This window comes from Pantoea sp. FN0305 (assembly GCF_050113845.1).
GTDB classification, from domain to species: domain Bacteria; phylum Pseudomonadota; class Gammaproteobacteria; order Enterobacterales; family Enterobacteriaceae; genus Mixta; species Mixta alhagi.
On record NZ_JBNJSN010000002.1, the window covers coordinates 109478 to 136460 of the forward strand.

Sequence of the window (26983 nt, forward strand, 5' to 3'; positions counted from 1 at the left end):
TATATCATAACATAAATTAATTATGCGCCTTTCATTTGCGTTATGCAACGGGTCGATGCTGCCGCACAGAAGATGAAGTGAACCGCGAGGGATAACAGCCTGAGCAGGGGATGAACCAGGTAAAAAAAGAGGCCACATAAAGTGGCCTCTGGTTAACGCATGATTAATGCTGGTGTTCTACAGGATGGCCCTGTTCCAGCTCTTCCTTATGTTTGCTGAAGCGGCGACGCACCACCACAAAGAACACAGGAACAAAGAAGATAGCCAGCACAGTCGCCGTTACCATGCCGCCCATGACGCCGGTACCTACCGCGTTCTGCGCGCCAGAACCTGCGCCAGTACTGATAGCCAGCGGCAATACGCCGAGGATGAATGCCAGAGAGGTCATCAGGATAGGACGCAGACGCATACGGGTTGCTTCCAGCGTCGCTTCCACCAGTCCTTTCCCTTCTTTTTCCATTAGATCTTTGGCAAATTCAACAATCAATATCGCGTTCTTCGCTGATAGCCCCACGGTAGTTAACAGGCCTACCACAAAGTAGACGTCGTTACTCAGACCGCGCAGCGTAGTGAAGATCAGGGCACCAATCACCCCTAACGGCACTACCAGCATAACGGCGAACGGAATTGACCAACTCTCATAGAGCGCTGCCAGACACAGGAACACCACAATCAGTGAAATGGCGTAGAGCGCAGGTGCCTGGTTGCCGGAAAGGCGTTCCTGATAGGACATACCGGTCCAGTCATAGCCAATACCCTGCGGCAGCTGTGAAGCTAACTCCTCCATCAATGCCATGGCATCACCCGAGCTGCGGCCTGGTGCCGCCTGTCCCAGAATTTCCATGGCCGGGAGGCCGTTATAGCGTTCCAGGCGCGGCGAACCATACTGCCACTGCGCTGAAGAGAAGGCAGAGAAGGGCACCATATCACCGTTAGACGCGCGCACGTACCATTTATTGATATCGTCCGGCAGCATACGTGAATCGGCTTTACCCATCACATAGACTTTTTTCACGCGGCCGCGATCGATAAAGTCGTTAACGTACGAGCCACCCCAGGCAGCGCCCAGCGTGGTGTTGATATCGGAAATGGAAACGCCCAGCGCCTGTGCCTTTTCCTGATCAACCGTCAGCTTGTACTGCGGCGTATCTTCCAGACCGTTGGGGCGTACGCCCACTAACGTATCAGGATGCTGTGCCACCATGCCCAGCAGCTGATTACGCGCCTGCATAAGTTTGTCATGACCCAGGTTAGCCTGATCGATCAGTTCAAAGTCGAAACCGGTGGCGTTACCCAGCTCGATAATTGCCGGCAGGTTAAACGGAATAACCATGGCATCTTTAATTGAGCTGAGCGCCTGCATGGCGCGACCTGCAATGGCTGGCACCTTGTTTTCTGCGCCGCCACGCTCTTCCCACGGCTTAAGGCTGACGAAGGCGATACCGGTGTTTTGTCCGCGACCAGCAAAGCCGAAGCCGTTAACGGTAAACACCGACTCAACGCTGGCTTTCTCTTTGGTCAGGAAATAGTGAGTGACCTCATCCAGCACCTTCTGCGTACGCTCCTGCGTTGCGCCTGCGGGTAGCTGAGCCTGGGCCAACAGCAGACCCTGGTCCTCTTCCGGCAGGAACGAGGTAGGCAGACGCATAAACAGCACGGCCATGCCGATTACAATCAGCAGATAAAGCAGCAGATAACGACCGGTACTGCGTACGATATGCCCAACGCTATCCACATAGTGGTTAGTGCTCTTATCAAACAGGCGGTTAAACCAACCGAAGAAACCGGTGGTTTTGCCGTGATCGCCTTTTTTGATCGGCTTCAGCATGGTGGCGCAGAGCGCCGGAGTCAGGATCAATGCCACAATTACCGACAGCACCATTGCAGAAACAATCGTAATGGAGAACTGACGATAGATAACCCCGGTCGAGCCACCAAAGAAGGCCATAGGAACAAACACGGCGGAGAGCACCAGCGCAATACCTACCAGCGCGCCCTGGATCTGTCCCATCGATTTACGCGTCGCTTCTTTTGGCGACAGCCCTTCTTCAGCCATAACGCGTTCGACGTTCTCTACCACCACGATGGCGTCATCCACCAGCAAGCCGATAGCCAACACCATCCCGAACATCGTCAGGGTGTTTATCGAGTAGCCGAACGCATTAATAATGGCGAAGGTCCCTAACAGAACCACCGGCACCGCAATCGTTGGGATAAGCGTGGCGCGGAAGTTTTGCAGGAACAAATACATGACCAGGAACACCAGCAAAATCGCTTCAAACAGCGTTTTTACCACCTCAAAGATAGAGATTTTAACAAACGGTGTGGTGTCATAAGGGTAAACTACTTTCAACCCGGCAGGGAAAGTGGGCGAAAGACGCGCCAGCTCAGCTTTTACCGCTTCGGCAGTATCCAGCGCGTTAGCACCGGTTGCCAGCTTAATACCGAGACCGGAAGCGGGCTGGCCGTTAAAGCGTGCGATGATTTCATAGTTCTCACCGCCCAGTTCAATGGTTGCCACATCACGCAGACGAACCTGAGATCCATCCGAATTTACTTTCAGTAAGATCTTACCGAACTCTTCCGTGGAGGTCAGACGCGTTTGCGCGATGATTGAGGCATTAAGCTGTTGACCTTTCACCGGCGGCGTACCGCCCAACTGACCGGCCGCGACCTGGGCGTTTTGCGTAGAAATCGCATTCACCACGTCAACCGGCGTCAGCTGATAATTATTCAGCTTATGCGGGTCCATCCAGATACGCATAGCGTACTGCGCACCAAACAGCTGGGTATCGCCCACGCCGGTGGTACGGCTGATAGGGTCTTTGATGTTTGAAGAGACAAAGTCCGCAATATCGTTCTGCGTCATGCTGCCATCTTCACTCACAAAGCCCGCTACCATCAGGAAGCTGCTGGAGGATTTTTCAACCTGGATACCCTGCTGCTGAACTTCCTGCGGCAGAAGCGGCATCGCCAGCTGCAGTTTATTCTGTACCTGCACCTGGGCGATATCGGCATTAGTACCCGACTGGAAAGAGAGGGTCAGCTGCAGCGAGCCGGATGAATCGCTATTGGAGGACATATACATCAATCCATCAATACCGTTCATGTTCTGCTCAATAACCTGCGTTACCGAGTCCTGCAGCGTTTTAGCATCCGCACCTGGATAGTTTGCGTTAATCTGTATCGCTACGGGAGCAACGTTTGGATATTGCTCAATCGGCAGCTTAAGAATCGATAGCGCACCCGCCAGCATGATAATGATGGCGATTACCCACGCAAATATGGGGCGATCGATAAAGAACTTAGCCATGTATCAGTGGCTCCTGTTTAAGACTGAGGTTTTTCAGATTGCTGTTGCGACTGCTGCTTCGCTTTCGCATCATCTGTTACTTCCTGTGGCGTGACTTGTGCGCCAGGTTTTGCACGTTGAATGCCGACCGAAATCACGCGATCGCCAGCCTGTACGCCCTGGGTTACCAGCCACTTATCACCAATTGCCTGCTGAGCGGTCACGTTACGCATGGCCACTTTATTATCCTGGCCCACCACCATTACCGTTGCCTGACCGGTTGGCGTGCGGGTTACCGCCTGTTGCGGAACCAGGATAGCGTTTGGATTGGTGCCTTCTTCCAGACGCGCACGAACAAACATACCCGGCAGTAGACGATGATCCGGGTTTGGGAACACCGCACGCAGCGTAATCGAGCCGGTTGTCTCATCAACGGTAACATCAGAGAATTCCAGGGTACCTGGATGCTGATATTCGGTACCATCAGGCATCATCAGCGTTACGTTGGCTTTGCCGTCGGTTTGCTTTAACTGGCCCGACTCCAGTTCGTTACGCAAGCGCAGATATTCATCGCTGGACTGGGTCACGTCGACATACATTGGATCAAGCTGCTGTACGGTCGCCAGCGCATTGGTTTGCCCGGTCTGCACCAGCGCGCCTTCGGTAACAGACGATTTACCGATACGGCCACTAATAGGAGAGGTAACCCTGGTGTAGGCCAGATTGATGCGCGCCGTCTCCACGTTAGCTTTAGCGACGGCTACTGCGGCGGCCGTTTGGCTCTGCGTGGCCATCGCCTGGTCGTAATCCTGCTGGCTGATATATTTCGTACCCAGAAGCGGCTGATAACGTTTTACCGTGACGGCGGCAATTTGGGCATTGGCCTGCGCCTGGGCGAGATCGCCTTTGGCACTGTTATAAGCGGCCTGATAAGGCGCAGGGTCGATCTGGTACAGCGATTCGCCAGCCTTAATATCGGTGCCTTCCACAAAATTACGTTTCAAAATAATGCCTGAAACTTGCGGACGTACTTCCGCCACGCGATAGGCGGAGGTCCTGCCCGGTAGCTCCGTGGTAATTTTCAACGGTTCGCTTTTCAGCGTTACTACACCAACTTCCGGCGCCTGCTGCTGTTGGCCTGCCTGTTCGGACTTATCATCACATCCTGTAAGCAAAAAGCTGCCTGAAAGCATCAGGGCGGCCGCCAGAGGCGTTAACCCTCTGTTATTTTTCATAAATCAACCTCGAGTGTTCGATATCGATTGGTCAATGGATCACAAACCGTTGAGCCATTGCTGCGTTTAAATTATGGTCATGCTATGGTACATACATTCGCAAATGTATGTAAATCTGCCGCTTGGTAAAAGCACTCACTATGGCACGAAAAACCAAACAGCAAGCCCTTGAAACACGACATCAAATTATTGATGCCGCCATTGAACGCTTCTCGGAATTCGGTGTTTCGGCGACCTCGCTTGCTGATATTGCCACCGCGGCTGGCGTAACGCGTGGCGCTATCTACTGGCATTTTAAAAACAAGACCGATCTACTGAATGAGATCTGGGCGCAGTCTGAGACTGGCCTGGAGGACGTTGAGCAAGAGTATCAGGCAAAATACCCAGACGATCCACTTTCTGTGATGCGCGCCATGCTGCGTTATGTTTTTGAAGCGCCAGCGCGCGACAAACGGCGGCGCTCACTGCTGGAAATTATTTTCCATAAATGTGAATTTGTGGGTGAAATGCTGCCGTTACAGATTATGCAGCAGAACCTCTATCTGGAATGTTACGAAAAGATAGAGCAGTCCCTGAGCCACTGCATCAAGGCCGGACAACTGCCCGCTGAGCTTAATATGCGGCGGGCGACGATTGTGATCCGCGGCTATGTTACCGGCATTGTCGAAAACTGGTTGTTTATGCCAGAGAGTTTCGATATTGAACAGGATGCGCCGATCCTGGTGGAAACGCTGATTGATATGCTAAAAACCAGCCCCAATCTCAGTTAGCCCGTCCTTAGCTAAGTACAGAAAATTGCTGTTTTTTTTCAAAATCACGGCGCACAATCTCCAGCGCTGCCAGCACGGTTTCTGGCGGGATCTCGTTTTGTTCCAGCAGCATAATCAGATCCACCGCCAGTTTTATCTCATCAGAGGCGCTTTCCAGCGACATATTGTGCTCCTTAACGTCGTATAACCCGTGCAACCGCCGTCAGCAGTAATGCACCCGTCAGCGCCAGCAACAGCGCGCGCGGATGCAGGCTGGCCAGCGTGCCCCAGTTAAAATACACGCTAACATAGCCGCCGACCAGGGCGCCAATGGTCGCTAAAACCAACGTTGGTAGCCAGCTGCCGCGCCCTGACATCAATTTGCTTGCTGTCAGACCAACCAACAGACCCACAACCAGCCAGGATAACAGTCCCATATTGATGTCCTTATTAAGCGCCAATTTTAAACCTGTAAATAACAATAGATAAAATAGCCTGTCAGCGGCTGCAGCACAGCCCGCGGGCTGTGATAAAGTGATCCCGGTAGTTTTTTCACGGGACAGGGCATGCAGCGTATCATCTTACTGATTATTGGCTGGTTGGCGATCGTGCTGGGCACGCTGGGTGTGGTTTTACCGCTGCTGCCGACCACGCCGTTTATTTTACTGGCTGCCTGGTGCTTTGCCCGTTCTTCGCCACGCTTTCATCAATGGCTGTTGTATCGCTCCTGGTTTGGCGTGTATCTGCGTCACTGGCAGCAATACCGTGCGCTGCCACCGGGCGTAAAACCGCGCGCCATAGTGCTTATTATCTGTACCTTCGCCATTTCAATCTGGCTGGTGAAAATCTTCTGGCTGCGGATTATGCTGCTCTGTATGTTAGCGGCGCTGCTGCTGTTTATGTGGCGGATGCCGGTGGTTGCAGGGGATAAAACCAAGGGTTAAGGCATAAATTGACTTTTTACCTTATCGATTTTCAAACACTTAAACTGCCAGCATGGCAAACAGAGTTGCATTTGTCCTGCGGTTTGCTTAGATTTGTTCGTTTTCGTGCGTGGCTTCCCTGATTTCCTTATTTTTCGTCTGCGGAATTATCCGTCAGCGTAAAGCGAGGCTGCGCGAGTCAGTTTAGTATTCACCAGGCATAACATTATGACCGCGACTGCACAGCAGCTTGAATTTCTTAAAGACAGTATTAAAAGCGTTCCGGACTATCCGAAACCGGGTATCCTGTTTCGTGATGTTACCAGTCTGCTGGAAGATCCGCGCGCTTTCGCCACAACGATTGATCTGTTCATTGAACGCTTCCGCGATCGGGGAATTACCAAGGTAGTGGGTACCGAGGCGCGTGGCTTCCTGTTTGGCGCGCCGGTAGCGCTGGGTCTGGGCGTTGGCTTCGTGCCGGTGCGTAAGCCGGGCAAACTGCCGCGGGAAACCTATAGCGAAACCTACGATCTGGAATATGGCAGCGACCAGCTTGAACTGCATCGCGATGCGATTAAGCCAGGCGATGTGGTGCTGGTGGTGGACGATCTGCTGGCTACCGGCGGCACCATTGAAGCGACCGCTAAGCTTATCCGCCGCGCCGGTGGTGAAGTGAAAGACGCCGCCTTTGTGATCAACCTGTTCGATTTGAACGGCGAAGCCCGCCTTAACGCGCTGGGTATTGATTGCTACAGCCTGGTCGCCTTCCCGGGCCACTGAGTTTCCCGCCTTCAGCCTCGCCGTAGCGGCGGGGCTGTGTTAGCATGTCCCACTGGTTTTCAACACATCTTGTGAACGAATGAGTTATCAGGTCCTTGCCCGCAAGTGGCGTCCACAAGCGTTTTCCGATGTCGTTGGTCAGGAGCATGTTTTGACTGCGCTGGCGAACGGTTTGTCGCTGGGACGAATCCACCACGCTTATCTTTTTTCCGGCACCCGAGGCGTCGGGAAAACCACCATTGCGCGTTTGCTGGCCAAAGGGCTCAACTGCGAAACCGGTATCACCGCCACGCCCTGCGGCGTTTGCGATAACTGCCGCGAAATCGAACAGGGTCGCTTTGTCGATCTGATTGAAATCGATGCCGCCTCGCGAACTAAAGTTGAAGACACCCGCGATCTGCTGGACAACGTGCAGTACGCGCCCGCGCGCGGTCGCTTTAAGGTCTACTTGATCGATGAAGTGCATATGCTGTCGCGTCACAGCTTTAACGCACTGCTGAAAACCCTTGAAGAGCCGCCAGCGCACGTTAAATTCCTGTTGGCCACCACCGATCCGCAAAAGCTGCCGGTGACCATACTTTCCCGTTGCCTGCAATTCCATCTCAAAGCGCTGGATGTCGATCAAATCCGACAGCAGCTGGAATATGTGCTGGAGCAGGAAAATATCACTGCGGAGCTGCGCGCATTGCAGCTGCTGGCGCGTGCGGCGGACGGCAGTATGCGCGATGCGCTGAGTCTGACCGATCAGGCGATTGCCAGCGGCGAAGGGCAGGTTACCACTGAAAGCGTCGCCGCGATGCTGGGCACGCTGGATGACGAGCAGCCGCTGGCGTTAATCGAGGCATTAGCCGCCGCCGATGGTCAGCAAACCATGTCGCTGCTGCAACAGGCGGCCAGCCGTGGCGTTGAATGGGAAGCGCTGCTGGTGGAGATGCTGCGTCTGCTGCACCGTATCGCCATGATCCAACTGCTGCCTTCAGCGCTTAGCGAAGAGTATGCGGCAGTGGAGCAGCGCCTGCGTGAACTGGCGCGCGTGGTTCCGCCAGCCGATGTGCAACTCTATTACCAAACCATTCTGATGGGGCGTAAAGAACTGCCGCTGGCGCCCGATCGCCGTATGGGCGTAGAAATGGCGCTGCTGCGCGCGCTGGCTTTTCACCCGCAGGTAGAGATCGCCGAGCCGGTCACGCGACCGGTGATGTCGCCGCAGCCTAATGTACAAACGCCGCCTTCCGCCGCTGCCGCCGCGTTTTCCGCTCCGGAAGCAGCGCAACCGCAGCCGGCACCCGCCTCTGGCGCGCCGGAGACGCCTCTGCCCGACACAACCAGCCAGCTACTGCAGGCGCGTACTCAACTATTGCGCCAGCAGGGAGCAACCAAAACAAAAAAGAGTGAGCCGGCAGCGCTAAGTGCGCGGCCGGCAGGCTCGGCGCTGGAACGTCTCGCTCAGGTAACGGAGCGCGCCGCCAGACGACCAGCGGCAGAACCGGCAGCGCCAGCGAAAAAAGAGGCCTACCGCTGGAAAGCGCAAAATACGGTAGCCGAAAGCGAAGCGCCGCAGGTAGCGACGCCGAAGGCGCTGCGTTCCGCACTGGAGCATGAAAAAACGCCGGAGCTGGCCGCCAGACTGGCTGAGGAGGCGCTGGAGCGCGACGCCTGGGCCGCTGAGATCGCCACGCTGACATTGCCGAAACTGGTGCAGCAGCTGGCGCTCAACGCCTGGAAAGAGGAGACGGCGCAGGGGATTTGCCTGCATTTACGCAGCAGCCAGCGTCATCTTAACTCTACTTCAGCACAGCAGGTATTAACCGAAGCATTAAGCAATGCCAGCGGTAAGTCGGTTGAATTGACTATCATTGAAGATGATAATCCTGCGATATTGACGCCTCTGGAGTGGCGTCAGAAGATTTATGAAGAAAAACTGGCGCAGGCGCGTCAGTCCATCATTGCGGATAGCCATATTCAGACGCTGCGTCGTTTTTTTGACGCCGATCTGGATGAGGAGAGTATTCGCCCCGTTTGAATCGCCGCATAACCGGTAACGGCTTACGCGGCCCGAGCAAAAAGAGAGAACGCTATGTTTGGTAAAGGCGGTTTGGGTAACCTGATGAAACAGGCCCAGCAGATGCAAGACAAAATGCAGCAGGTACAGCAAGAGATTGCTGAAATGGAAGTCACCGGCGAATCTGGCGCTGGCCTGGTTAAAGTCACCATTAACGGTGCGCACAACTGCCGTCGTGTAGAGGTGGATCCAAGCCTGCTGGAAGATGACAAAGATATGCTGGAAGATCTGGTCGCTGCGGCTTTCAACGATGCGGCGCGCCGTATTGCTGAAGCGCAGCAGGAGAAAATGTCATCCGTTTCCGCCGGCATGCAGCTGCCGCCGGGCTTTAAGATGCCGTTCTGATGCAAACCAGCCCTTTGCTGGAATCGCTAATGGAAGCGCTGCGCTGTTTGCCGGGCGTTGGCCCGAAATCAGCACAGCGCATGGCGTTTCAGCTATTGCAGCGCGATCGCAGCGGAGGCATGCGTCTGGCTCAGGCGCTGACGCGCGCTATGTCAGAGATTGGTCACTGTACGGACTGCCACACCTTTACCGAACAGGAAATTTGCACCATCTGCGCGAACCCGCGTCGCCAGCAAAACGGGCAAATTTGCGTGGTAGAAAGCCCGGCAGATATCCATGCCATCGAGCAAACCGGGCAGTTTGCCGGACGTTACTTTGTGCTGATGGGGCATCTTTCACCGCTGGACGGCATCGGCCCGCATGATATTGGGCTGGACAGGCTGGAACAGCGGCTGGAAAAAGAGACCATCCAGGAAGTGATCCTGGCGACCAACCCCACGGTGGAAGGCGAAGCCACGGCGAACTATATCGCCGGGCTTTGTGCGCAGTACGGCGTGGATGCCAGCCGTATCGCGCACGGCGTGCCGGTTGGCGGCGAGCTGGAAATGGTTGACGGCACCACGCTGTCGCATTCGCTTGCCGGACGCCATAAGATTAAATACTGACCACTTGCTGGCACATTCTCATGTGCCAGCTTGAAAATAGTTTTCCCATCCCCATCTCTTCCTCAACGTTCGATAAACCTGTTTCAGTTGAGGTAGCAAAACCATGAAAGGACAAGAGACGCGTGGTTTCCAGTCAGAAGTTAAACAGCTTCTGCACCTGATGATCCATTCCCTCTATTCGAATAAAGAGATCTTTCTGCGCGAGCTGATTTCCAACGCTTCGGATGCGGCGGATAAGTTGCGCTTTCGCGCACTTTCCACGCCGGATCTGTATGAAGGCGATGGCGAGCTGCGCGTTCGGGTTTCTGTCGATAAGGAAAACCGCACGCTGACGCTGAGCGATAACGGCATCGGTATGCGTCGCGATGAGGTGATCGAGAACCTCGGTACCATCGCTAAATCGGGCACCAAAGCTTTCCTCGAGTCGCTTGGCTCCGATCAGGCAAAAGACAGCCAGCTGATTGGTCAGTTCGGCGTCGGCTTTTACTCTGCGTTTATCGTTGCCGATAAAGTCACCGTACGTACCCGCGCAGCGGGAAGCGCGCCGGAAGAGGGTGTGTTCTGGGAATCTGCTGGCGAAGGCGAATACACCATTGATGACCTGACTAAGGCGGATCGCGGCACTGAAATCACGTTGCATCTGCGTGAAGGTGAAGATGAGTTCCTCGACAGCTGGCGCGTACGCAGTATCATCAGTAAATATTCCGATCACATCGCGCTGCCGGTTGAGATCGAAACCAAAGATGAAGAAAACGACACCACCAGCTGGGAAAAAATCAACAAGGCGCAGGCGCTGTGGACCCGCAACAAAGCGGAAGTCAGCGATGAAGAGTACAACGAATTCTATAAGCATATCGCTCATGACTTTAGCGATCCGCTGACCTGGAGCCACAACCGCGTAGAGGGCAAACAGGAATATACCAGCCTGCTCTATATTCCGGCGCGCGCGCCGTGGGATATGTGGAACCGCGACCATAAACATGGCCTGAAACTTTATGTTCAGCGCGTCTTTATCATGGATGACGCTGAGCAGTTTATGCCGAACTATCTGCGCTTTGTGCGCGGCCTGATCGACTCCAACGATCTGCCGCTGAACGTCTCGCGTGAAATTCTGCAGGATAACCGCATTACGCAAAACCTGCGCAGCGCGCTAACCAAACGCGTTCTGCAGATGCTGGATAAACTGGCGAAAGATGATGCTGAAAAATATCAGCAGTTCTGGAGTGAGTTTGGTCTGGTGCTGAAAGAAGGCCCGGCCGAAGATCACGCGAACCAGCAGGCGATCGCGAAACTGCTGCGCTTTGCCACCACCAACAGCGAAGGCGCGGCGCAAACCGTCTCGCTGGAAGAGTATGTCAGCCGCATGGTGGAAGGGCAGGAGAAGATCTATTACATCACCGCCGACAGCTATGCCGCAGCGAAAAGTAGCCCGCATCTGGAGCTGTTCCGTAAGAAAGGCATTGAGGTTCTGCTGCTCTCCGATCGTATCGACGAGTGGATGATGAGCTACCTGACCGAGTTCGATGGCAAAGCCTTCCAGTCAGTGAGCAAAGCGGACGAAACGCTGGATAAGCTGGCTGACGAAGAGAACGAAGCGCATAAAGAAGCGGAAAAGGCGCTGGAGCCGTTTGTTGATCGCGTGAAAACGCTGCTGGGCGAGCGGGTGAAAGAGGTACGTCTGACGCACCGTCTGACCGATACGCCCGCTATCGTGACCACCGACGCCAATGAAATGAGCACCCAGATGGCCAAGCTGTTTGCAGCGGCCGGGCAGGCGGTGCCGGATGTGAAATACATCTTTGAGCTGAACCCGGATCACGCGCTGGTGAAACGCGCGGCGGATACGCAGGAGGAAGCGCGCTTTGCTGAATGGGTTGAGCTGCTGCTCGATCAGGCACTGTTTGCTGAGCGCGGTACGCTGGAAGATCCGAACCAGTTTATTCGTCGCATGAACCAGCTGCTGCTGGCCTGAATATCATCAACGTAAGCGTTAAGCCGGCCAGTGCGCCGGCTTTTTTACCTCGGCATTGATTCTGAAAAACAGCGGTTCCTTGCCGTCAGGCTGGATCCTATGGATAAATCGGTTAATGATAGCCGCAGGTAACGCACCCATTAACGCCAGAGCCGCTTCCAGACCCGTTTCCTTGTGATGATCGGGGCTTAATGGTATGTTCTTGGCCTTCTCAGTTAGATCAAAGCGATTCGCAAGGGGATTTACGCAATGCGTATTATTCTGCTCGGCGCTCCAGGCGCAGGTAAGGGTACACAGGCTCAGTTCATTATGGAGAAATACGGTATTCCGCAAATCTCCACGGGCGACATGTTACGTGCGGCGGTAAAAGCCGGTACGGAGCTGGGCAAACAGGCGAAAGCCATTATGGATGAAGGCAAACTGGTTACCGACGATCTGGTTATCGCGCTGGTAAAAGAGCGTATTGCCCAGGACGATTGCCGTAACGGTTTCCTGCTGGACGGTTTCCCGCGCACTATTCCGCAGGCTGATGCGATGAAAGAAGCTGGCATCAAGATTGACTGCGTACTGGAATTTGATGTGCCGGACGAACTGATCGTTGAGCGTATCGTTGGTCGTCGCGTTCATGCGCCTTCTGGCCGCGTGTATCACGTAACCTTTAATCCGCCGAAGGTGGAAGGCAAAGACGACATCACCGGCGAAGAGCTGACCATGCGCAAAGACGATCAGGAAGAGACGGTTCGTAAGCGCCTGGTGGAATACCATGAAATGACCGAGCCGCTGGTGGCTTATTATCAGCAGGAAGCGCAGGCGGGTAATACTCAGTACCATAAAATCGACGGTACGCGTAAAGTGACCGAAGTCAGCGCTGAGCTGGCGAAAATTCTGGGCTAACGCGCCGCGTTGATTCCATTGTCAGGAATATCCGCTGGATATTCCTGATTCATCTTCTTTCTGCCACTGTTTCCCCATTCTCTCTGCCTGTTTCGCACTATCCTCTATACTTTGCCGCTAAGCGTTTTCATCTCTTGTAAGGAAAGGTTTTTCCGGCGAGCTTATCTGTCTCAGCCAGGGTAAAATCAGCGCGTAAAACGAATTAATCCATTTGAAAAAACAGGGATATACGATGAGGCAAGATAAACCCGGCGTCTTGCTGGTCAACCTGGGTACGCCCGATGCGCCAACCACGCCAGCGGTTAAACGCTACCTGAAACAGTTTCTCAGCGATAAGCGTGTAGTGGATACGCCGCGCTGGCTCTGGTGGCCTATTCTGAACGGCGTCATTCTGCCGATCCGCTCTCCGCGCGTATCAAAGCTGTATGCGTCGGTATGGATGGAAGAGGGCTCGCCGCTGATGGTATTCAGTAAACGCCAGCGTAATGCGCTGGCCGCGAAGCTGGATATTCCCGTTGAGCTGGGCATGAGCTACGGCAATCCCAGCCTGAAAAGCGCGGTCGACAGTCTGATGGCGCAGGGCGTAACGCGCCTGATTGTGCTGCCGCTCTATCCGCAGTTCTCCTGTTCAACGGTGGCGGCAGTATGGGATGGTCTGAGCAGCGTTTTCGCCGGCTATCGTTCGATGCCAGACGTGCATTTTATTCGCGATTATGCTGAGCATCCGGCTTATATTGCCGCGCTGAAAGCATCGGTTGAACGCTCCTTCGCGCAGCATGGAAAGCCCGATCTGCTGGTAATGTCTTATCACGGTATTCCCCAGCGTTTCGCCAACGAAGGCGATGACTACCCGCAGCGCTGCCGCGATACAACTGAGGCGCTGACGCGTGCGCTTGGGCTGAGCGATAGCGAAGTGATGATGACCTTTCAGTCACGTTTTGGCCGTGAACCCTGGCTGACGCCCTATACCGATGAAACCATGCGTGGCTTACCGGCGAAAGGCGTGCGCCATATTCAGATTATGAGCCCAGGCTTTTCTTCCGACTGTCTGGAGACGCTGGAAGAGATCAGCGAACAGAACCGTGAGTTCTTTATGCATGCTGGTGGTGAAAAGTTTGAATATATTCCGGCACTGAATGATGACGCTGAGCATATTGATATGATGCTGGCGTTGGTGAATGCGCATCGCTGAGTAACGGCGGGGAGTGTGGTATCATTCTCCGCCTGTTTATTCTGAAGCTATCAACCATGAAATTTCCCGGCCAACGCAAATCCAAACACTATTTTCCCGTCAACGCCCGCGATCCGCTATTACAGCCGGTGCAACCTGAAAGTGAAACCGGCACCAGTTGGGTGGTCGGCATCGACCAGACGCTGGTAGACATTGAAGCAAAAGTGGATAATGCCTTTGTGGCGCGTTACGGACTCAGCGTTGGTCACTCGCTGGTCATTGAAGATGATGTGGCGGATGCGCTCTATGCCGAGCTGATGCGTGAAAATCTGATTACCCATCAGTTTGCCGGGGGCACCATCGGCAACACCATGCATAACTACTCGGTGCTGGCCGATGACCGCTCGGTGCTGCTGGGCGTGATGTGTAATAACGTGCAGATTGGCGGTTACGCCTATCGCTATCTGTGTAATACCTCCAGCCGGACCGACCTTAACTATCTGCAGGGCGTGGATGGTGCTATTGGCCGCTGCTTTACGCTCATCAGCGATAACGGCGAACGGACTTTTGCCATCAGCCCCGGCATGATGAATCAGCTGCGGCCGGAGAATATTCCTGAACAGGTAATTGCTGGCGCTTCAGCGCTGGTGCTGACATCCTACCTGGTGCGCTGCAAAGCAGGTGAACCGATGCCGGAAGCCACCATGCAGGCGGTGGCCTGGGCAAAGCAATATAATGTGCCGGTGGTGCTGACGCTGGGAACCAAACATGTGATTGCCGAAAATCCGCAGTTCTGGCGTGACTTCCTGCGCGAGCATGTCGCTATTTTAGCGATGAACGAAGAGGAAGGGCTGGAGCTGACCGGTCATGCCGATCCGCTTCTGGCGGCGGATAAAGCGCTGGAGTGGGTAGATCTGGTGCTGTGCACCGCTGGTCCAAATGGGCTTTACATGGCGGGCTATACCGAAGAGAGCGCGAAGCGACAAACTAATCTGCCGCTATTGCCTGGTGCAATTGCAGAATTTAATCAGTATGAGTTCAGCCGTGCAATGCGCTATCAGGATTGTCAGCAGCCGCTGCGCATCTATTCGCATATCGCGCCCTATATGGGCGGGCCGGAAAAGATCATGAACACCAATGGCGCAGGCGATGGCGCGCTGGCAGCGCTGCTGCATGATATTACCGCTAACAGCTATCACCGTAATAATGTGCCTAACTCCAGCAAACATGTGCGTAACTACCTGACTTATTCCTCTCTGGCTCAGGTCTGTAAATATGCTAACCGGGTAAGTTATCAGGTACTGAATCAGCATTCGCCGCGTCTGACACGCGGCCTGCCGGAGCGGGAAGATAGCCTGGAAGAGGCGTACTGGGAGCGATAATGACCATGGCGCGGCGTAACGCCGCGCCATCTGTTTATGAAGGATTGTGCGGCGTTAGCATTGGCCGCGTTTCCAGCCCGGCTTTCAGCATCGCCAGCATACTGTTGGCGATCTCCCGTTCGCCCATAATGACGTTATCAGCGCCGCGCTCCAGAATGTAATGCACTTCATCGTCATAATGTGCACGGGCGATAATCTCCAGATGCGGATGTTTTTCACGCGCTGCCGCGATAATTTCACCTGCCTCATAGCCGTTGGGAATGCTCATCAGCAGCCAGCGTGCGCAATCCAGTCGCGCCAGCTCCATGGTTTCAGCACGCGCCGCATTACCTAAAATAACCCGGATGCCTTGCTCACGCAGCGCTTCAACGCGCGGGCGTGAATGCTCTATCACCACAATCGGGATTTCAGCCTCTGTTAACAGCTGGCCCACCAGGCAGCCCACACGACCATAACCGACAATCACCGCATGGTTACAGATATTGACCGGGAGCTGTTTTTCTTCTTCCGTGGCCTCTTCCAGACTCCGCTCTTCGAAATTCTCATTTTTATCCAGATAGCGTTCCAGCAGAGTAAACAGAATCGGGTTGAGCATGATCGACAGAATCGCGCCAGCCAGTACCAGGTTACGCCCTTCATCGCTGAGCATATTCAGCGAAATACCCAGACCGGCAAGAATAAAGGCGAACTCGCCGATTTGCGCGAGGCTGACTGAGATAGTCAGTGCGGTGCGCCGCGAATGGCCCAGCAGGGTCACCAACAGCCAGGCCGCCAGCGACTTACCGAAAACGATAATAGCCAACACGCCCAGCACCGCCAGCGGTTGCTGAATAAGTATCATCGGGTCGAACAGCATGCCCACGGAAACGAAAAAGAGTACGGCAAAGGCATCGCGTAACGGCAAGGTATCGTGCGCGGCGCGATGGCTTAACTCCGACTCATTCAGCACCATGCCAGCGAAGAAGGCACCCAGCGCAAAGGAAACATCAAAAAACTCCACCGCGCCAAAGGCGATGCCGAGCGCCAGCGCCAGCACCGACAGCGTAAACAGCTCGCGTGAGCCGGTGGCGGCGCTGCGTGCCAAAATCCAGGGAACGACCCGGCGGCCTACCACCATCATCAGCACCATAAAGGCGGCGACCTTACCAATGGTAAACAGCAGATCCCATGCCAGCAGCGCAAAGCTGGCATTGCCTTTTTCCATCATGCCGGCAATCGCTGGTAGCAGTACCAGCGTGAGGACCATAACTAAATCTTCAACAATCAGCCAGCCTATTGCAATCTGACCGCGCTGCGTATCAATCAGCTGGCGCTCTTCCAGCGCCCGCAGCAGCACAACGGTACTGGCGGTAGAGAGACAGAGACCAAACACCAGCCCGTTCATCCATTCCCAGCCCAGCGCCATGCTCAGCCCCATTCCCAACAGCGTGGCAACGGTAATTTGCGCAACAGCGCCTGGAATTGCGATCGCTTTGACCGCCATAAGATCTTTCAGCGAGAAATGCAGTCCAACACCAAACATCAGCAGAATAACGCCCAGCTCTGCCAGTTCCTGCGCCAGACTCATATCTGCAACGAAACCCGGTGTGAAGGGACCTGACAGAACACCCGCCAGCAGATAGCCCACCAGAGGAGAAATGCGTAGCTTGCTGGCGAGCATTCCTAAAAGAAAGGCGAGGACAAGGCCTCCGACGATGGTGGTAATCAGCGGGGTGCTGTGGTGCATGCTTTCTCCTTCTGTGTGTAACTGTGTCCGGTTGTAAATAGTGTAAAACAATATGGGGTCATCGGCTTGAAAATAAATGGATAAAAACTTAAAAACAGAAGGGTTCTCTAAAAATAAATGGATAACTGAGATTTGTTTTACTTATGATTGGTTGATCTTGATAAATAAGGTGTTCTGTTATTGATGGAATTGCAAAAAAGTGGAGGTAAAAACAGCTAATTTGTCATATCAGATTAATGAAATGGCGGTAAAAGAACATAAAGATGAAGAGACTACTGTTTTACTGTTAATTTTCTGCTGCGGCAAAATTAGTGTCCTGGAGTCGCTGGCAGCATTGCGGGGCTGGCGCACTTCAGGCATAACTAGCCTTAGCATAGCGTCTGCGTTACAAATCCGCAGGTTTGCCTTACTATTATGGCAGCAAATGCCAGTCTGCTACCGGCTGACCGGTCAGAAAGCGTGTCGACAAGGAGAATAACGTTGCGTTTTATCAATACTCTTATCATGGGCGGGATACTCTCCCTGAGCATGCTTTCATCACAGGCGCAGGCCTGGGAAAAGGGCCGCGTCTATAAATTTACCGTACTGCATACCAACGATCACCATGGTCGCTTCTGGCATAACGAACAGGGCGAATATGGTCTGGCGGCGCAAAAAACGCTCATGGACACCATTCGCTATGACGTTCAGGCGCACGGCGGCGCGGTACTGATCCTCTCCGGCGGCGATATCAATACCGGCGTGCCGGAATCGGATCTGCAGGATGCGGAGCCCGATTTTCGCGGTATGAATCTGGTTGGTTATGATGCGATGGCGATCGGCAATCATGAGTTTGATAATCCGCTTTCCGTCCTGCGTCAGCAGCAAAAATGGGCCAAGTTTCCTCTGCTCTCGGCCAACATTTATCAAAAAAGCAGCGGCCAGCGTCTGTTCCAGCCCTGGGCGTTATTTAACCGGATGGGGTTAAAAATAGCGGTTATCGGCCTGACCACCGATGACACCGCTAAAATTGGCAATCCTGAATACCTGACGGATATCGAATTCCGACCTCCGGCCAGCGAAGCGAAGCAGGTAGTGGAAGCGCTGCGCGCCAGTGAAAAGCCGGACGTGATCATTGCCGCCACCCATATGGGGCACTACGACGACGGTAAGCATGGTTCTAACGCGCCGGGCGATGTGGAAATGGCGCGCGCCTTGCCGCAGGGCTATCTCGATCTGATTGTCGGCGGCCATTCTCAGGATCCGGTATGCATGGCGCAGGATAATCTGAAGCAGGTGGATTATGTTCCCGGCTCGCCCTGCGTGCCCGATCGTCAGAACGGCACCTGGATTGTACAGGCGCATGAGTGGGGCAAATATGTTGGCCGGGCCGACTTTACTTTCCGTGACGGCGTGTTGACGCTGGAAAATTATCAGCTGATCCCGGTTAACCTGAAGCACAAGGTAAAGAACAGCGAAGGCAAAGATGAGTGGATTAACTACCAGCAGGAGATCGTGCCAAACAGCGCCATGATGAAGCTGCTGACGCCCTTCCAGAAAAAAGGCGAGGCGCAGCTGAATGTGAAAGTCGGCAGCGCTGACGCGCGGTTGGAAGGCGATCGCAGCAAGGTACGTTTTGTACAGACCAATCTGGCGCGCCTGCTTCTTGCTTCGCAGATTGCCCGCACCAAAGCGGACTTTGCCGTGATGAGCGGCGGCGGAGTGCGCGATTCGATTGAGGCTGGCCCCATCAGCTATAAAGATGTGCTCAAAGTCCAGCCGTTCGGCAATACGCTGTGCTGGGTTGAGATGAAAGGCAGCGAGGTAGAGAAATATCTGGCGGTGGTGGCGAATAAGCAGGTGGATTCTGGTGCCTATGCGCAGTTTGCTAATGTCAGTCTGATCGCAGACGGGCAGGGCGTGAGCGAAGTAAAAATCAACGGCGAGCCGCTGCAGGCGGAGAAAACCTACCGCATGGCAACGCTGAGCTTTAACGCCAACGGCGGTGATGGCTATCCGGTTATCAATACGCTGCCGGGCTTTGTGAATACTGGTTTCGTGGATGCGGAAGTGCTGAAGCAATATATCGAACAGCATTCACCGCTGAAGGCGGAGGCGTATGCGCCGAAAGGCGAAATTATTTATCGTAGCGCGGCGGAAAAGCAGGAACTGGAAAAGCAGGAGAGCCGCCGCCGCACTTATCCCCAGATGATTCTGGCCTGGCTCAGCGGTAAATAGTGTTGTCAGGCCCGTGGGTTTACGCGACGGGCCTGAATTTAACCGCTATGGCAGGGCGCGCGCCATTTTTCCCGCAGTTTGTCCCAAATCCAGTTATAAACCACCGTGTAGGGCAGAAAGAACAGGAAGAAGCCAACTTCCAGCATAAAGGCCTGCAGCAACCCAATGCCCAGCATCATCGACGCAACCGGCAGGCCAATAAGAATAAAACCGCCTTCAAAGCAGAGGGCATGCATTATGCGCAGCCACACTCCGCGCTTGATGCGATCGCGTGGAAAGAGCCGGTCAAACACAGCGTTATAAATAATATTCCATACCATAGCGATGGTTGAAAGCGCCAGCGCCAGCGCGCCTATCTGGAACAGCGGTTTGTTCATCACTGCCGCCGCCAGCGGCGACACGATCAGGATAGCCAGCGCCTCAAAACCTACCGCGTGTAATACGCGTTCTTTAAACGAACGGGACTGCATAATATCTCCTTCAGAGCCAGGCAATGACCTTTACCGTACAGGCTCTTAATAAGCCGGACCTTATTTTCGCCGCGCTTTGCGTTAGAATGAAGTTATCTCCCATCGGAAAAAGCGATAGAACCATGCGTTACGCACCGGAATCATTGCAGGCTTTTGTCCAGACGGTGGAAAAAGGATCTTTTTCTGCGGCGGCGCGCGCGCTGGGAAAAAGTCAGTCTACCGTTAGCGCCGCGATTGCCAATCTGGAAGCGGACCTGGGGTTTAAACTGTTCCATCGCGCCGGGCGTGAACCGGTACTGACCGAAGCGGGGGCGCATGCGCTGCGTCAGGTGCAGGAGATTTTGTCAGCCAGCCAGCGGCTTGATGAACTGGCCGTGCGGCTGTCAGATAATGTTGAGCCGCGTCTGAGTATGGCGATTTCCGATTTCTGGCAGGCGGATCACCATGAGCAGCTGCTGAAGCGTTTTGCCGCACGCTATCCGCATATTGAGTTCGAATGTATGATTGCTGAGGATGAAGACGTTATCGACCTTCTGCAAAGCAATCGCATTCATCTTGGCGTTATTCGCGTGCAGACAGCGTTACCTGTGACCATCGCCGCCTCGCGTTTGCAGGTCCAGGCGCAAATGGCAGTATTTATTCATCGCGACCATCCGCTTAGCGCACAGAGCCAGGTGAGTCAGGCGGAGCTGGCGCAGGTCAGGCAGCTAAAGCTCAATACCTGGGCTGGCGTAAGGGAAAATATTTCATGCGGCCAGGTCTGGTCGGCACCTTCATATTTGCTGCTGCTGGAGATGGCGGAGCAGGGGTTTGGCTGGTCGATTCTGCCGCGCTGGCTGGTGGAGCAGTTTGGTCACGGCGTATTGCATATGCTGCCGGTTGCGGGCTGGCCGCAAAATATTGCGGTGGATGCCGTGTGGTCAACGCGTACCCCGCCGGGACCGGCAGGGCGCTGGATGATCGATCAGCTTTGCGCGCAGCGCGCCTAATCCTGACGCGCGATATCTGTCAACGTCGCCTCTAACAGCGCAGCCAGATCGCTGGCGGCCAGTTCTATATCCAGACCGCGCTTGCCGCCCGAAATAAAGATAGTGGGAAATGTTGCAGCCTGACTGTCAATAACCGTCGGCAAACGTTTCTTTTGCCCCAGCGGGCTGATGCCGCCAATCAGGTAGCCGGTAACGCGCTGAGCCTGCTGCGGATCGGCCATTTCCGCTTTTTTTGCGCCCAGAGCTTTCGCCAATTTTTTCAAATCAAGCTGGCTGGCGACCGGCGTTACCGCGACGGCCAGCTGTTTGTCGTCGCCGTTCAGCGCTACCAGCAGCGTTTTATATACCTGCTGCGGATTCAGGTTAAGCTTACGCACCGCCTCATCGCCGAAGTGCGTTTCGTTGCTGTCATGCTCATAAGGATGCAGCGTAAAGGAGATCTTTTTCTTTTCCAGCAGTTTAATTGCGGGCGTCATTGCTTTTTCCTGACAGTGAAAAATGACAATATGGTGAAAAATAACGCTGGTGAAATCATCGGCTTTGAGAGAAAATTGCCTCGCGTCAGTAATTCCGTTGCTGATGAATAACCAAAATCATAAACAAATTCCTCTTTGACGGGCCGATAGCAATATTGGCCTTTTTTTTATCTGCGTCTTAACAGGTCAGGCAGATTATTCTCGCCGTAGAGGTGCAGCGCGCCAACCGCCACAACATAACGCCCTGGCGGTAGCGCGCGCAACAGGCTATTCCAGCGCTGATTGCGCTGGCGCATCAGCAGATCGTTGAGCTCAGTGCTGAAGGTGGTCGGCAAGGCGGTCTGGCTCTGCTGCGGCGGCTTTTCAAGCCACCAGCTAATCATGGTTTGCAGCAGGCGGGCATTGGTATGCCAGTGTTCCAGCGTATCCGCCAGCAACGACTGACCATTTTCCGGCAGGGTTTTAAGAATATCGAGCTGCTCGCTGGCGCCTTCCAGTTCGATGATGCGTCGTCCCTGCGCCTGCGCTGCCTGCAACAATTGATAATCGATACCGTAATCGGGACGGAGCCCCAGCCGCTGTGCCTGTTGCGCCTGAAGCATCAGCGCGATTTGCCATAAAGGCAGCGCCTCAAGCTGTGCCAGATCAAGATGCATTTCATCGCACAGGCGGCTCAGCTGCTGCAGAGTGGCGTCATCCACTCTTTCCGCCAGCGGGGGCTGTGCCTCGCTATAGGTAAAAGGAGAGGCGCTGCCGGTAATATCCGCTTCAACAATCAAAGCATCCGCTTTTTCCAGACGCTCCAGCAGTTGCGGGGGCAGCGGCATCATATTGCGGGTGCCCATATGAATACTGCCGACCAGATGCAGTTCGCGCTTGCCCGGCAGCCAGATATCCGTGGCTGGCCAACGGTAATGCTTCGGAACCAGCATGCGAAACAGCATTGTCAGATTGTGCCGCCATCTATCCATTCTTTCACCCTTTGCTGCCAGTAAACTCCCCATGCTAGCGGTTTCACTTACCGATGAACAGGTGAAAGCGCTGGCTTCCGTTCAGCAAGCCAGCGCCAGGCGCAGAGGAAGTCGCGTTACTGTCCGGGTGGCTGAAAGCGCAACAGCCGGTTAGCGTTGCTCACCACGGTGATCGAGGAGAGCGCCATCGCCGCACCGGCAATAACCGGACTGAGCAGCGTGCCGGTCAAGGGCCAGAGCACGCCAGCGGCGACAGGAATCGCCAGGGAGTTGTAGATAAAAGCGCCCAGCAGATTCTGCTTCATATTACGCAGCGTGGCTTTGGCAATCGCCAGCGCATCCACCACGCTGTGAAGATCGTGGCGCATCAGCGTAATGGCCGCGGTTTCGATCGCTACGTCGCTGCCGCCGCCCATGGCAATCCCGACATCGGCCTGAGCCAGGGCGGGCGCATCATTAATTCCATCGCCAATCATCGCCACCTTATGCCCCGCCTGCTGCAACTGAACAATTGCCGCTGCTTTGCCATCCGGCAATACACCCGCAATCACCCGATCCAGCCCGGCCTCGCGCGCAATGGCGTTGGCAGTGATTTCATTATCCCCGGTCAGCATAATCAGCTGATAGCCCAGCCCATGCAGGCGCTGCAGCGCGCTAACGCTCTCTTTACGCAGCGGGTCGCGGATTGCCAGCAGGCCAGCCAGCTGGCCCGCCACCGCCAGAAATACCGGCGTCGCGCCTTTAGCTGCCTGTTCACTGGCAAGGGATGCGGCCTGTTCCGCCTCGATCTGCTGCTGCGTCAGCAGGGCAGCATTACCCAGCAGCATCGGCTTGCCCTCCAGTTGGGCGCTAACGCCCATACCGCGTAGGGTGCGAAACTGGCTGTTTTCCGGCAGGGCCATCTCCCCGGCGCGATCGCGAATCGCTTTCGCCAACGGATGGTTGGATCCTTGCTCCAGTGCCGCCGCCCAGCGCAAGACCTGCTCTTCGCTAAAGCCGTTAAAAGTAATGATCTGCGTGACCTGAGGCGCGCCCTGCGTTAGCGTCCCGGTTTTATCAAATACCAGCGTATCCAGTTCGCTGGCACGCTGTAGCGCATCGGCATCGCGCACCAGGACACCAAACTCCGCCGCTCGCCCAACGCCTGCAATAATCGACATCGGCGTCGCCAATCCTAAGGCACAGGGACAGGCGATAATCAGCACGGTAGTGGCAATCACCAGCATATAGACCATTGAAGGCTGCGGGCCGAAGAAATACCAGACGGCGGCGCTGAACAGCGCGATCATAACCACCACCGGTACAAAGACGGCGGAAATACGATCGGCCAGCTGTCCGATTGCCGGTTTGCTGCTCTGTGCCTGACGCACCAGCTGGATGATGCGCGACAGCGTGGTGTTCTTACCGACGGCGCTGGCGCGGAACAGCACGCTACCGTCCTGTACCAGCGTACCGGCATGTAAGGCTTCGCCTGCCGATTTTTGCTGCGGCAGCGGCTCGCCGGTCAGCATCGACTCATCCAGCCAGGCCTCGCCCTGGGTGATAATGCCATCAACCGGAACGCGATCGCCTGTAGCCAGCCGTAAAACCATTCCCAGCTGAACGTCGCTTAATGCAACGGCTTGCTCGCCGTCAGGGGTGACGACACGTGCCGTGGCTGGGGTTAAATCCAGCAGCCGCTCCAGGGCTTTTGACGAACGCTGACGCGCCCGCTGCTCCAGCGCATGACCCAAATTAATCAGGCCGATGATCATCGCGCTGGCTTCATAATAGAGATGACGTGCGGCGGGCGGGAAAAATTCTGGCCACAGATTAACGCTGATGGAATAGAGCCAGGCCGCGAGCGTACCCAGCGCAACCAGCGTATCCATTGTGGCGGAGCGGTTCAGTAAGCTGCGCCACGCGCTGCGATAAAAATGTCCGCCTGCGACCACCATCACCAGCAGCGTCAGGACGCCGACCACCAGCCAGCCGCTACGGTTGCTGGCGGTCAGCATCATATTGTCGCCGAACATGCCATAAATCATCAGCGGTACGCCAAGCGCCAGCGCCAGCGCTGATTGCCAGCTAAAGCGCCGCATCGCCTGGCGCGCGCTGACCTGCTGTTTTTCGCGCCGCTCGCTCTCATCGCCAATCACTTCAGCGCCGTAGCCCGCAGCCGTTACAGCGGCAACCAGCGCATCTGGCTGCACGGATCCTATTACCAGAGCGCTGCGCTCGGCAAGGTTAACGCGTGCCTGCTGTACGCCTTCAACCTGAGCTAACGCTTTTTCAACCCGGCTCACGCAGCTGGCGCAGCTCATGCCGTCGATCAACAGCTGATAGCTCTCTGCGGCTTCGTCTGCCTGCGTTGAAAGCGCCGCGCTATGCGCTGCGGCGTCGGCTTTAGTTGAAAAGTGTGCATGACCCGCTACCGGCTCGGCCTGAGCGGGATTTGATACCTTATCCGCTGCCAGCTGGCTTTCTGATGCTGACAGCGGTTCAGGCTTTGGGTGCGCATTGTCCTGCAGACTCGCCTGATAGCCCGCCTGCTCAACGGTAGCGATCAGCGCTTCTGACGCGGCGTCGCCGATCACCCGCGCCTCGTTCAGCGAAACCTCGGCTTGCTGTACGTCCTGACGCTGCTCCAGCGCCTCTTTTACGCGTTTCACGCAGTGGCCGCAGGTAAGGCCATCCAGCGCTAACAGAGTGGTATGTGACATAAGCTTCTCCCTCTTTTCAGGCACAACAGATTATCAGAGCTGTAAGCTTAAACCTTCCATTAAGGGGAAGGTCAAGTTTTTAGCAGGTGAACGCTTTGCCATGATCGTGATTTTTGTAAAGCACAGGCGGCGGATCGGCGTTATCCTGCCTGTAATGGTCTGAAGGGGAACAGAATGAACATTAGCGATGTGGCTAAAAGAACCGGCTTAACCAGTAAGGCAATCCGCTTTTATGAAGAAAAAGGGCTGGTAACGCCGCCGTTGCGCAGCGAAAACGGCTACCGCAGCTATACGGCACGTCATCTGGACGAGCTGACACTGCTGCGACAGGCGCGGCAGGTAGGTTTTACGCTGGACGAGTGCCGTGAACTGGTGCATCTGTTTAATGATCCGGGGCGTCACAGCGCAGATGTCAAACAGCGCACCCTGCTGAAAGTTAAGGAAATTGAAGCGCATATCGATCAGCTTAAGGCAATGCGTGAACGGCTGCTGGCGTTGGCGGAGGCGTGCCCCGGCGATGAGAGTGCAGATTGTCCGATTATTGATAACCTGGCCGGCTGCTGTCATCGCAACGAAAAATAGCGGCCTGTCCAGGAGCGATCTATCTTTGGTAAAAGTCAGCGGCCTGCATTTTCAGCCGCCAGCGGCCGGATGCGTAAGGTCACGCCTTCCACGCAAATCACCACTACACGCGTACCGGCGGGGAGATCGCTGTCAGCCTGCACGCGCCAGCTGCTGTCGCCGACGCGCACATGGCCCAGCCCGTTAACCAAAGCTTCATCCAATGTCAGATGCATACCCGTCATCTGCATCCCACGCTGGTTAAGCAACATGCCGGGCTGTTTTTGGCGCAGCGCGAGCCAGCGATACCACAGAAAGGCGGCGAGTAACGTCAGCAGCGCGAACAGCACCCCCTGGGTTCCCCATGAAAAGGGCAGCAGCCAGCGGATGATGCCCACCGCCAGTGCCGCCAGACCGCTCCAGAGCAGATAGCCGCTGGTGCCCAGCATTTCCGCAATCAACAGCAGGCCGCCCAGCGTTAACCAGAACCAGTGAGGATGATTAATGACGGCCGCCAACATTATTTATTACTCCGCGACTGTTTGCTTTCGTTCAGCAGCTCGCTGATCCCGGCAATGGAACCCATAATGCTGGTAGCATCCAGTGGCATCAGCACCACTTTGCTGTTATCGGCAGAGCCAATTTTTTGCAGCGCATCGGTATATTTTTGCGCAACAAAGTAGTTCACCGCCTGGATATCCCCGGCAGCAATCGCTTCCGATACCATTTTGGTGGCGCGTGCCTCGGCTTCCGCGGCGCGTTCACGCGCTTCCGCCTGCAGGAAAGCGGCCTGACGATCGCCTTCCGCTTTTAATATTTCCGACTGTTTTTCCCCTTCTGCACGCAGAATCGCCGCCTGACGAATGCCTTCTGCCGCCAGAATATCGGCGCGCTTGGTGCGCTCTGCTTTCATCTGGGCGTTCATGGCGGCGATCAGCTCCTGCGGCGGGCGCACATCGCGGATCTCTATACGTGTCACCTTGATGCCCCACGGGTTGGTTGCCTCATCCACAATATGCAACAGACGGGTATTAATACTGTCACGCTGCGACAGCATCTCATCCAGTTCCATGGAACCAAGCACAGTACGGATATTGGTCATCGTCAGATTAAGGATCGCCTGGTCAAGATTGCTGACCTCATAGGCGGCGCGCGCCGGATCCACTACCTGAATAAAGCAGACGGCATCAATGGTGACATTGGCGTTATCTTTGGAGATGACTTCCTGAGAAGGAACATCCAGCACCTGCTCCATCATGTTGATCTTGCGACCAATACGATCCATAAAGGGTACTAAAAGATTTAAGCCGGGCTGCAGCGTTTTGGTATAGCGACCAAAGCGCTCCACGGTCCACTGGTAGCCTTGTGGCACAATTTTTATGCCTGACCAGACGATAATTAACGCAACGACAATAAGCACGGGGATCACAGCAAGCATAAAACCTCCAGACTGTTTTATGA

Annotated in this window: 24 protein-coding genes and 1 other annotated feature; of the genes, 13 read left to right on the top strand and 11 right to left on the bottom strand. The window is 54.9% G+C overall.

Going from position 1 to position 26983, the window contains the following annotated elements:
• Positions 1–163 precede the first annotated feature (163 nt).
• Both ACQE3Y_RS04520 and ACQE3Y_RS04525 read right to left on the bottom strand, forming a co-directional pair.
• A complete protein-coding gene (locus ACQE3Y_RS04520) occupies positions 164–3313 on the bottom strand; it encodes an efflux RND transporter permease subunit (protein ID WP_426974608.1) in 3150 nt (1049 codons plus the stop codon).
• Between the two features lie 17 nt (positions 3314–3330).
• Positions 3331–4527, bottom strand: a complete 1197-nt coding sequence (locus tag ACQE3Y_RS04525) for an efflux RND transporter periplasmic adaptor subunit (protein WP_426974607.1) — start codon at positions 4525–4527, stop codon at positions 3331–3333.
• Between the two features lie 140 nt (positions 4528–4667).
• Between ACQE3Y_RS04525 and acrR the strand changes: the two genes are divergently transcribed.
• Positions 4668–5297 (top strand): multidrug efflux transporter transcriptional repressor AcrR, encoded by a 630-nt coding sequence (gene acrR / locus ACQE3Y_RS04530; protein ID WP_426974606.1) that lies wholly within the window; start codon positions 4668–4670, stop codon positions 5295–5297.
• A 7-nt stretch (positions 5298–5304) separates the two neighbouring features.
• Here acrR and rsmS read toward each other — a convergent pair whose 3' ends face one another.
• Positions 5305–5460 carry a pleiotropic regulatory protein RsmS gene (rsmS, locus tag ACQE3Y_RS04535; RefSeq protein ID WP_426974605.1) on the bottom strand — a complete coding sequence of 52 codons (156 nt, stop codon included), beginning with the start codon at positions 5458–5460 and terminating at the stop codon, positions 5305–5307.
• Positions 5461–5470: 10 nt separating this feature from the next.
• A complete protein-coding gene (locus ACQE3Y_RS04540) occupies positions 5471–5713 on the bottom strand; it encodes a GlsB/YeaQ/YmgE family stress response membrane protein (protein ID WP_426974604.1) in 243 nt (80 codons plus the stop codon).
• 129 nt (positions 5714–5842) lie between these two features.
• Between ACQE3Y_RS04540 and ACQE3Y_RS04545 the strand changes: the two genes are divergently transcribed.
• The 9 genes from ACQE3Y_RS04545 to ACQE3Y_RS04585 all read left to right on the top strand — a co-directional run bounded on the left by ACQE3Y_RS04545 (position 5843) and on the right by ACQE3Y_RS04585 (position 15410).
• Positions 5843–6220, top strand: coding sequence for a DUF454 family protein (locus ACQE3Y_RS04545; protein WP_426980974.1), 378 nt, complete (start codon positions 5843–5845; stop codon positions 6218–6220).
• A gap of 207 nt (positions 6221–6427) precedes the next feature.
• Positions 6428–6979, top strand: coding sequence for an adenine phosphoribosyltransferase (gene apt / locus ACQE3Y_RS04550; protein WP_085067686.1), 552 nt, complete (start codon positions 6428–6430; stop codon positions 6977–6979).
• A 79-nt stretch (positions 6980–7058) separates the two neighbouring features.
• Positions 7059–9002 carry a DNA polymerase III subunit gamma/tau gene (gene dnaX, locus ACQE3Y_RS04555; protein ID WP_426974602.1) on the top strand — a complete coding sequence of 648 codons (1944 nt, stop codon included), beginning with the start codon at positions 7059–7061 and terminating at the stop codon, positions 9000–9002.
• Positions 8344–8405 (top strand) — a sequence feature (DnaX frameshifting element). It overlaps the preceding gene by 62 nt.
• A gap of 54 nt (positions 9003–9056) precedes the next feature.
• The gene (locus tag ACQE3Y_RS04560) at positions 9057–9386 is read left to right on the top strand and encodes a YbaB/EbfC family nucleoid-associated protein (RefSeq protein WP_085067684.1); all 330 of its coding nucleotides are present in this window, start codon (positions 9057–9059) and stop codon (positions 9384–9386) included.
• Positions 9386–9991, top strand: a complete 606-nt coding sequence (gene recR, locus ACQE3Y_RS04565; protein ID WP_085067683.1) for a recombination mediator RecR — start codon at positions 9386–9388, stop codon at positions 9989–9991. The genes ACQE3Y_RS04560 and recR overlap by 1 nt, the downstream gene beginning before the upstream one ends.
• A 103-nt stretch (positions 9992–10094) precedes the next feature.
• On the top strand, positions 10095–11963 hold the full coding sequence (gene htpG, locus ACQE3Y_RS04570) for a molecular chaperone HtpG (RefSeq protein WP_426980975.1): 1869 nt from the start codon (positions 10095–10097) through the stop codon (positions 11961–11963).
• A gap of 249 nt (positions 11964–12212) precedes the next feature.
• Complete coding sequence (gene adk / locus ACQE3Y_RS04575; RefSeq protein ID WP_426974600.1) at positions 12213–12857, top strand: adenylate kinase; 645 nt, start codon at positions 12213–12215, stop codon at positions 12855–12857.
• 232 nt (positions 12858–13089) lie between these two features.
• On the top strand, positions 13090–14049 hold the full coding sequence (gene hemH, locus ACQE3Y_RS04580) for a ferrochelatase (RefSeq protein WP_426974599.1): 960 nt from the start codon (positions 13090–13092) through the stop codon (positions 14047–14049).
• Positions 14050–14105: 56 nt separating this feature from the next.
• Positions 14106–15410 carry an inosine/guanosine kinase gene (locus ACQE3Y_RS04585; protein ID WP_426974598.1) on the top strand — a complete coding sequence of 435 codons (1305 nt, stop codon included), beginning with the start codon at positions 14106–14108 and terminating at the stop codon, positions 15408–15410.
• A 34-nt stretch (positions 15411–15444) separates the two neighbouring features.
• Here ACQE3Y_RS04585 and ybaL read toward each other — a convergent pair whose 3' ends face one another.
• Positions 15445–17136 (bottom strand): YbaL family putative K(+) efflux transporter, encoded by a 1692-nt coding sequence (gene ybaL, locus ACQE3Y_RS04590; RefSeq protein WP_426974597.1) that lies wholly within the window; start codon positions 17134–17136, stop codon positions 15445–15447.
• 504 nt (positions 17137–17640) lie between these two features.
• Between ybaL and ushA the strand changes: the two genes are divergently transcribed.
• On the top strand, positions 17641–19353 hold the full coding sequence (ushA, locus tag ACQE3Y_RS04595; RefSeq protein ID WP_426981182.1) for a bifunctional UDP-sugar hydrolase/5'-nucleotidase UshA: 1713 nt from the start codon (positions 17641–17643) through the stop codon (positions 19351–19353).
• A gap of 38 nt (positions 19354–19391) precedes the next feature.
• Here the strand turns inward: ushA and ACQE3Y_RS04600 are convergent, their stop codons facing one another.
• Positions 19392–19823: a multidrug/biocide efflux PACE transporter gene (locus ACQE3Y_RS04600; RefSeq protein WP_426980976.1), complete on the bottom strand. Its 432-nt coding sequence runs from the start codon at positions 19821–19823 to the stop codon at positions 19392–19394.
• Between the two features lie 122 nt (positions 19824–19945).
• On the opposite strand from ACQE3Y_RS04600, the gene ACQE3Y_RS04605 reads away from it, so the two are divergent.
• Positions 19946–20812 (top strand): LysR family transcriptional regulator, encoded by an 867-nt coding sequence (locus ACQE3Y_RS04605; RefSeq protein ID WP_426980977.1) that lies wholly within the window; start codon positions 19946–19948, stop codon positions 20810–20812.
• Here the strand turns inward: ACQE3Y_RS04605 and ybaK are convergent.
• The 3 genes from ybaK to copA form a co-directional block, all read right to left on the bottom strand.
• Positions 20809–21288, bottom strand: a complete 480-nt coding sequence (gene ybaK, locus ACQE3Y_RS04610; protein ID WP_426974594.1) for a Cys-tRNA(Pro)/Cys-tRNA(Cys) deacylase YbaK — start codon at positions 21286–21288, stop codon at positions 20809–20811. The two genes, ACQE3Y_RS04605 and ybaK, sit on opposite strands and share 4 nt — an antisense overlap.
• A 167-nt stretch (positions 21289–21455) precedes the next feature.
• Positions 21456–22259 carry a TraB/GumN family protein gene (locus ACQE3Y_RS04615; RefSeq protein WP_426980979.1) on the bottom strand — a complete coding sequence of 268 codons (804 nt, stop codon included), beginning with the start codon at positions 22257–22259 and terminating at the stop codon, positions 21456–21458.
• Positions 22260–22375: 116 nt separating this feature from the next.
• Positions 22376–24961, bottom strand: coding sequence for a copper-exporting P-type ATPase CopA (gene copA, locus ACQE3Y_RS04620; protein WP_426974592.1), 2586 nt, complete (start codon positions 24959–24961; stop codon positions 22376–22378).
• 174 nt (positions 24962–25135) lie between these two features.
• Here copA and cueR point away from each other — a divergent pair, with 174 nt between their 5' ends.
• Positions 25136–25543 carry a Cu(I)-responsive transcriptional regulator gene (gene cueR, locus ACQE3Y_RS04625; protein WP_426980980.1) on the top strand — a complete coding sequence of 136 codons (408 nt, stop codon included), beginning with the start codon at positions 25136–25138 and terminating at the stop codon, positions 25541–25543.
• Positions 25544–25578: 35 nt separating this feature from the next.
• Here the strand turns inward: cueR and ACQE3Y_RS04630 are convergent, their stop codons facing one another.
• Both ACQE3Y_RS04630 and ACQE3Y_RS04635 read right to left on the bottom strand, forming a co-directional pair.
• Positions 25579–26043, bottom strand: coding sequence for an NfeD family protein (locus ACQE3Y_RS04630; protein WP_426974590.1), 465 nt, complete (start codon positions 26041–26043; stop codon positions 25579–25581).
• Positions 26043–26960 (bottom strand): SPFH domain-containing protein, encoded by a 918-nt coding sequence (locus ACQE3Y_RS04635; protein ID WP_250652079.1) that lies wholly within the window; start codon positions 26958–26960, stop codon positions 26043–26045. Before ACQE3Y_RS04635 ends, ACQE3Y_RS04630 begins: the two co-directional genes overlap by 1 nt.
• Positions 26961–26983: the final 23 nt, after the last annotated feature.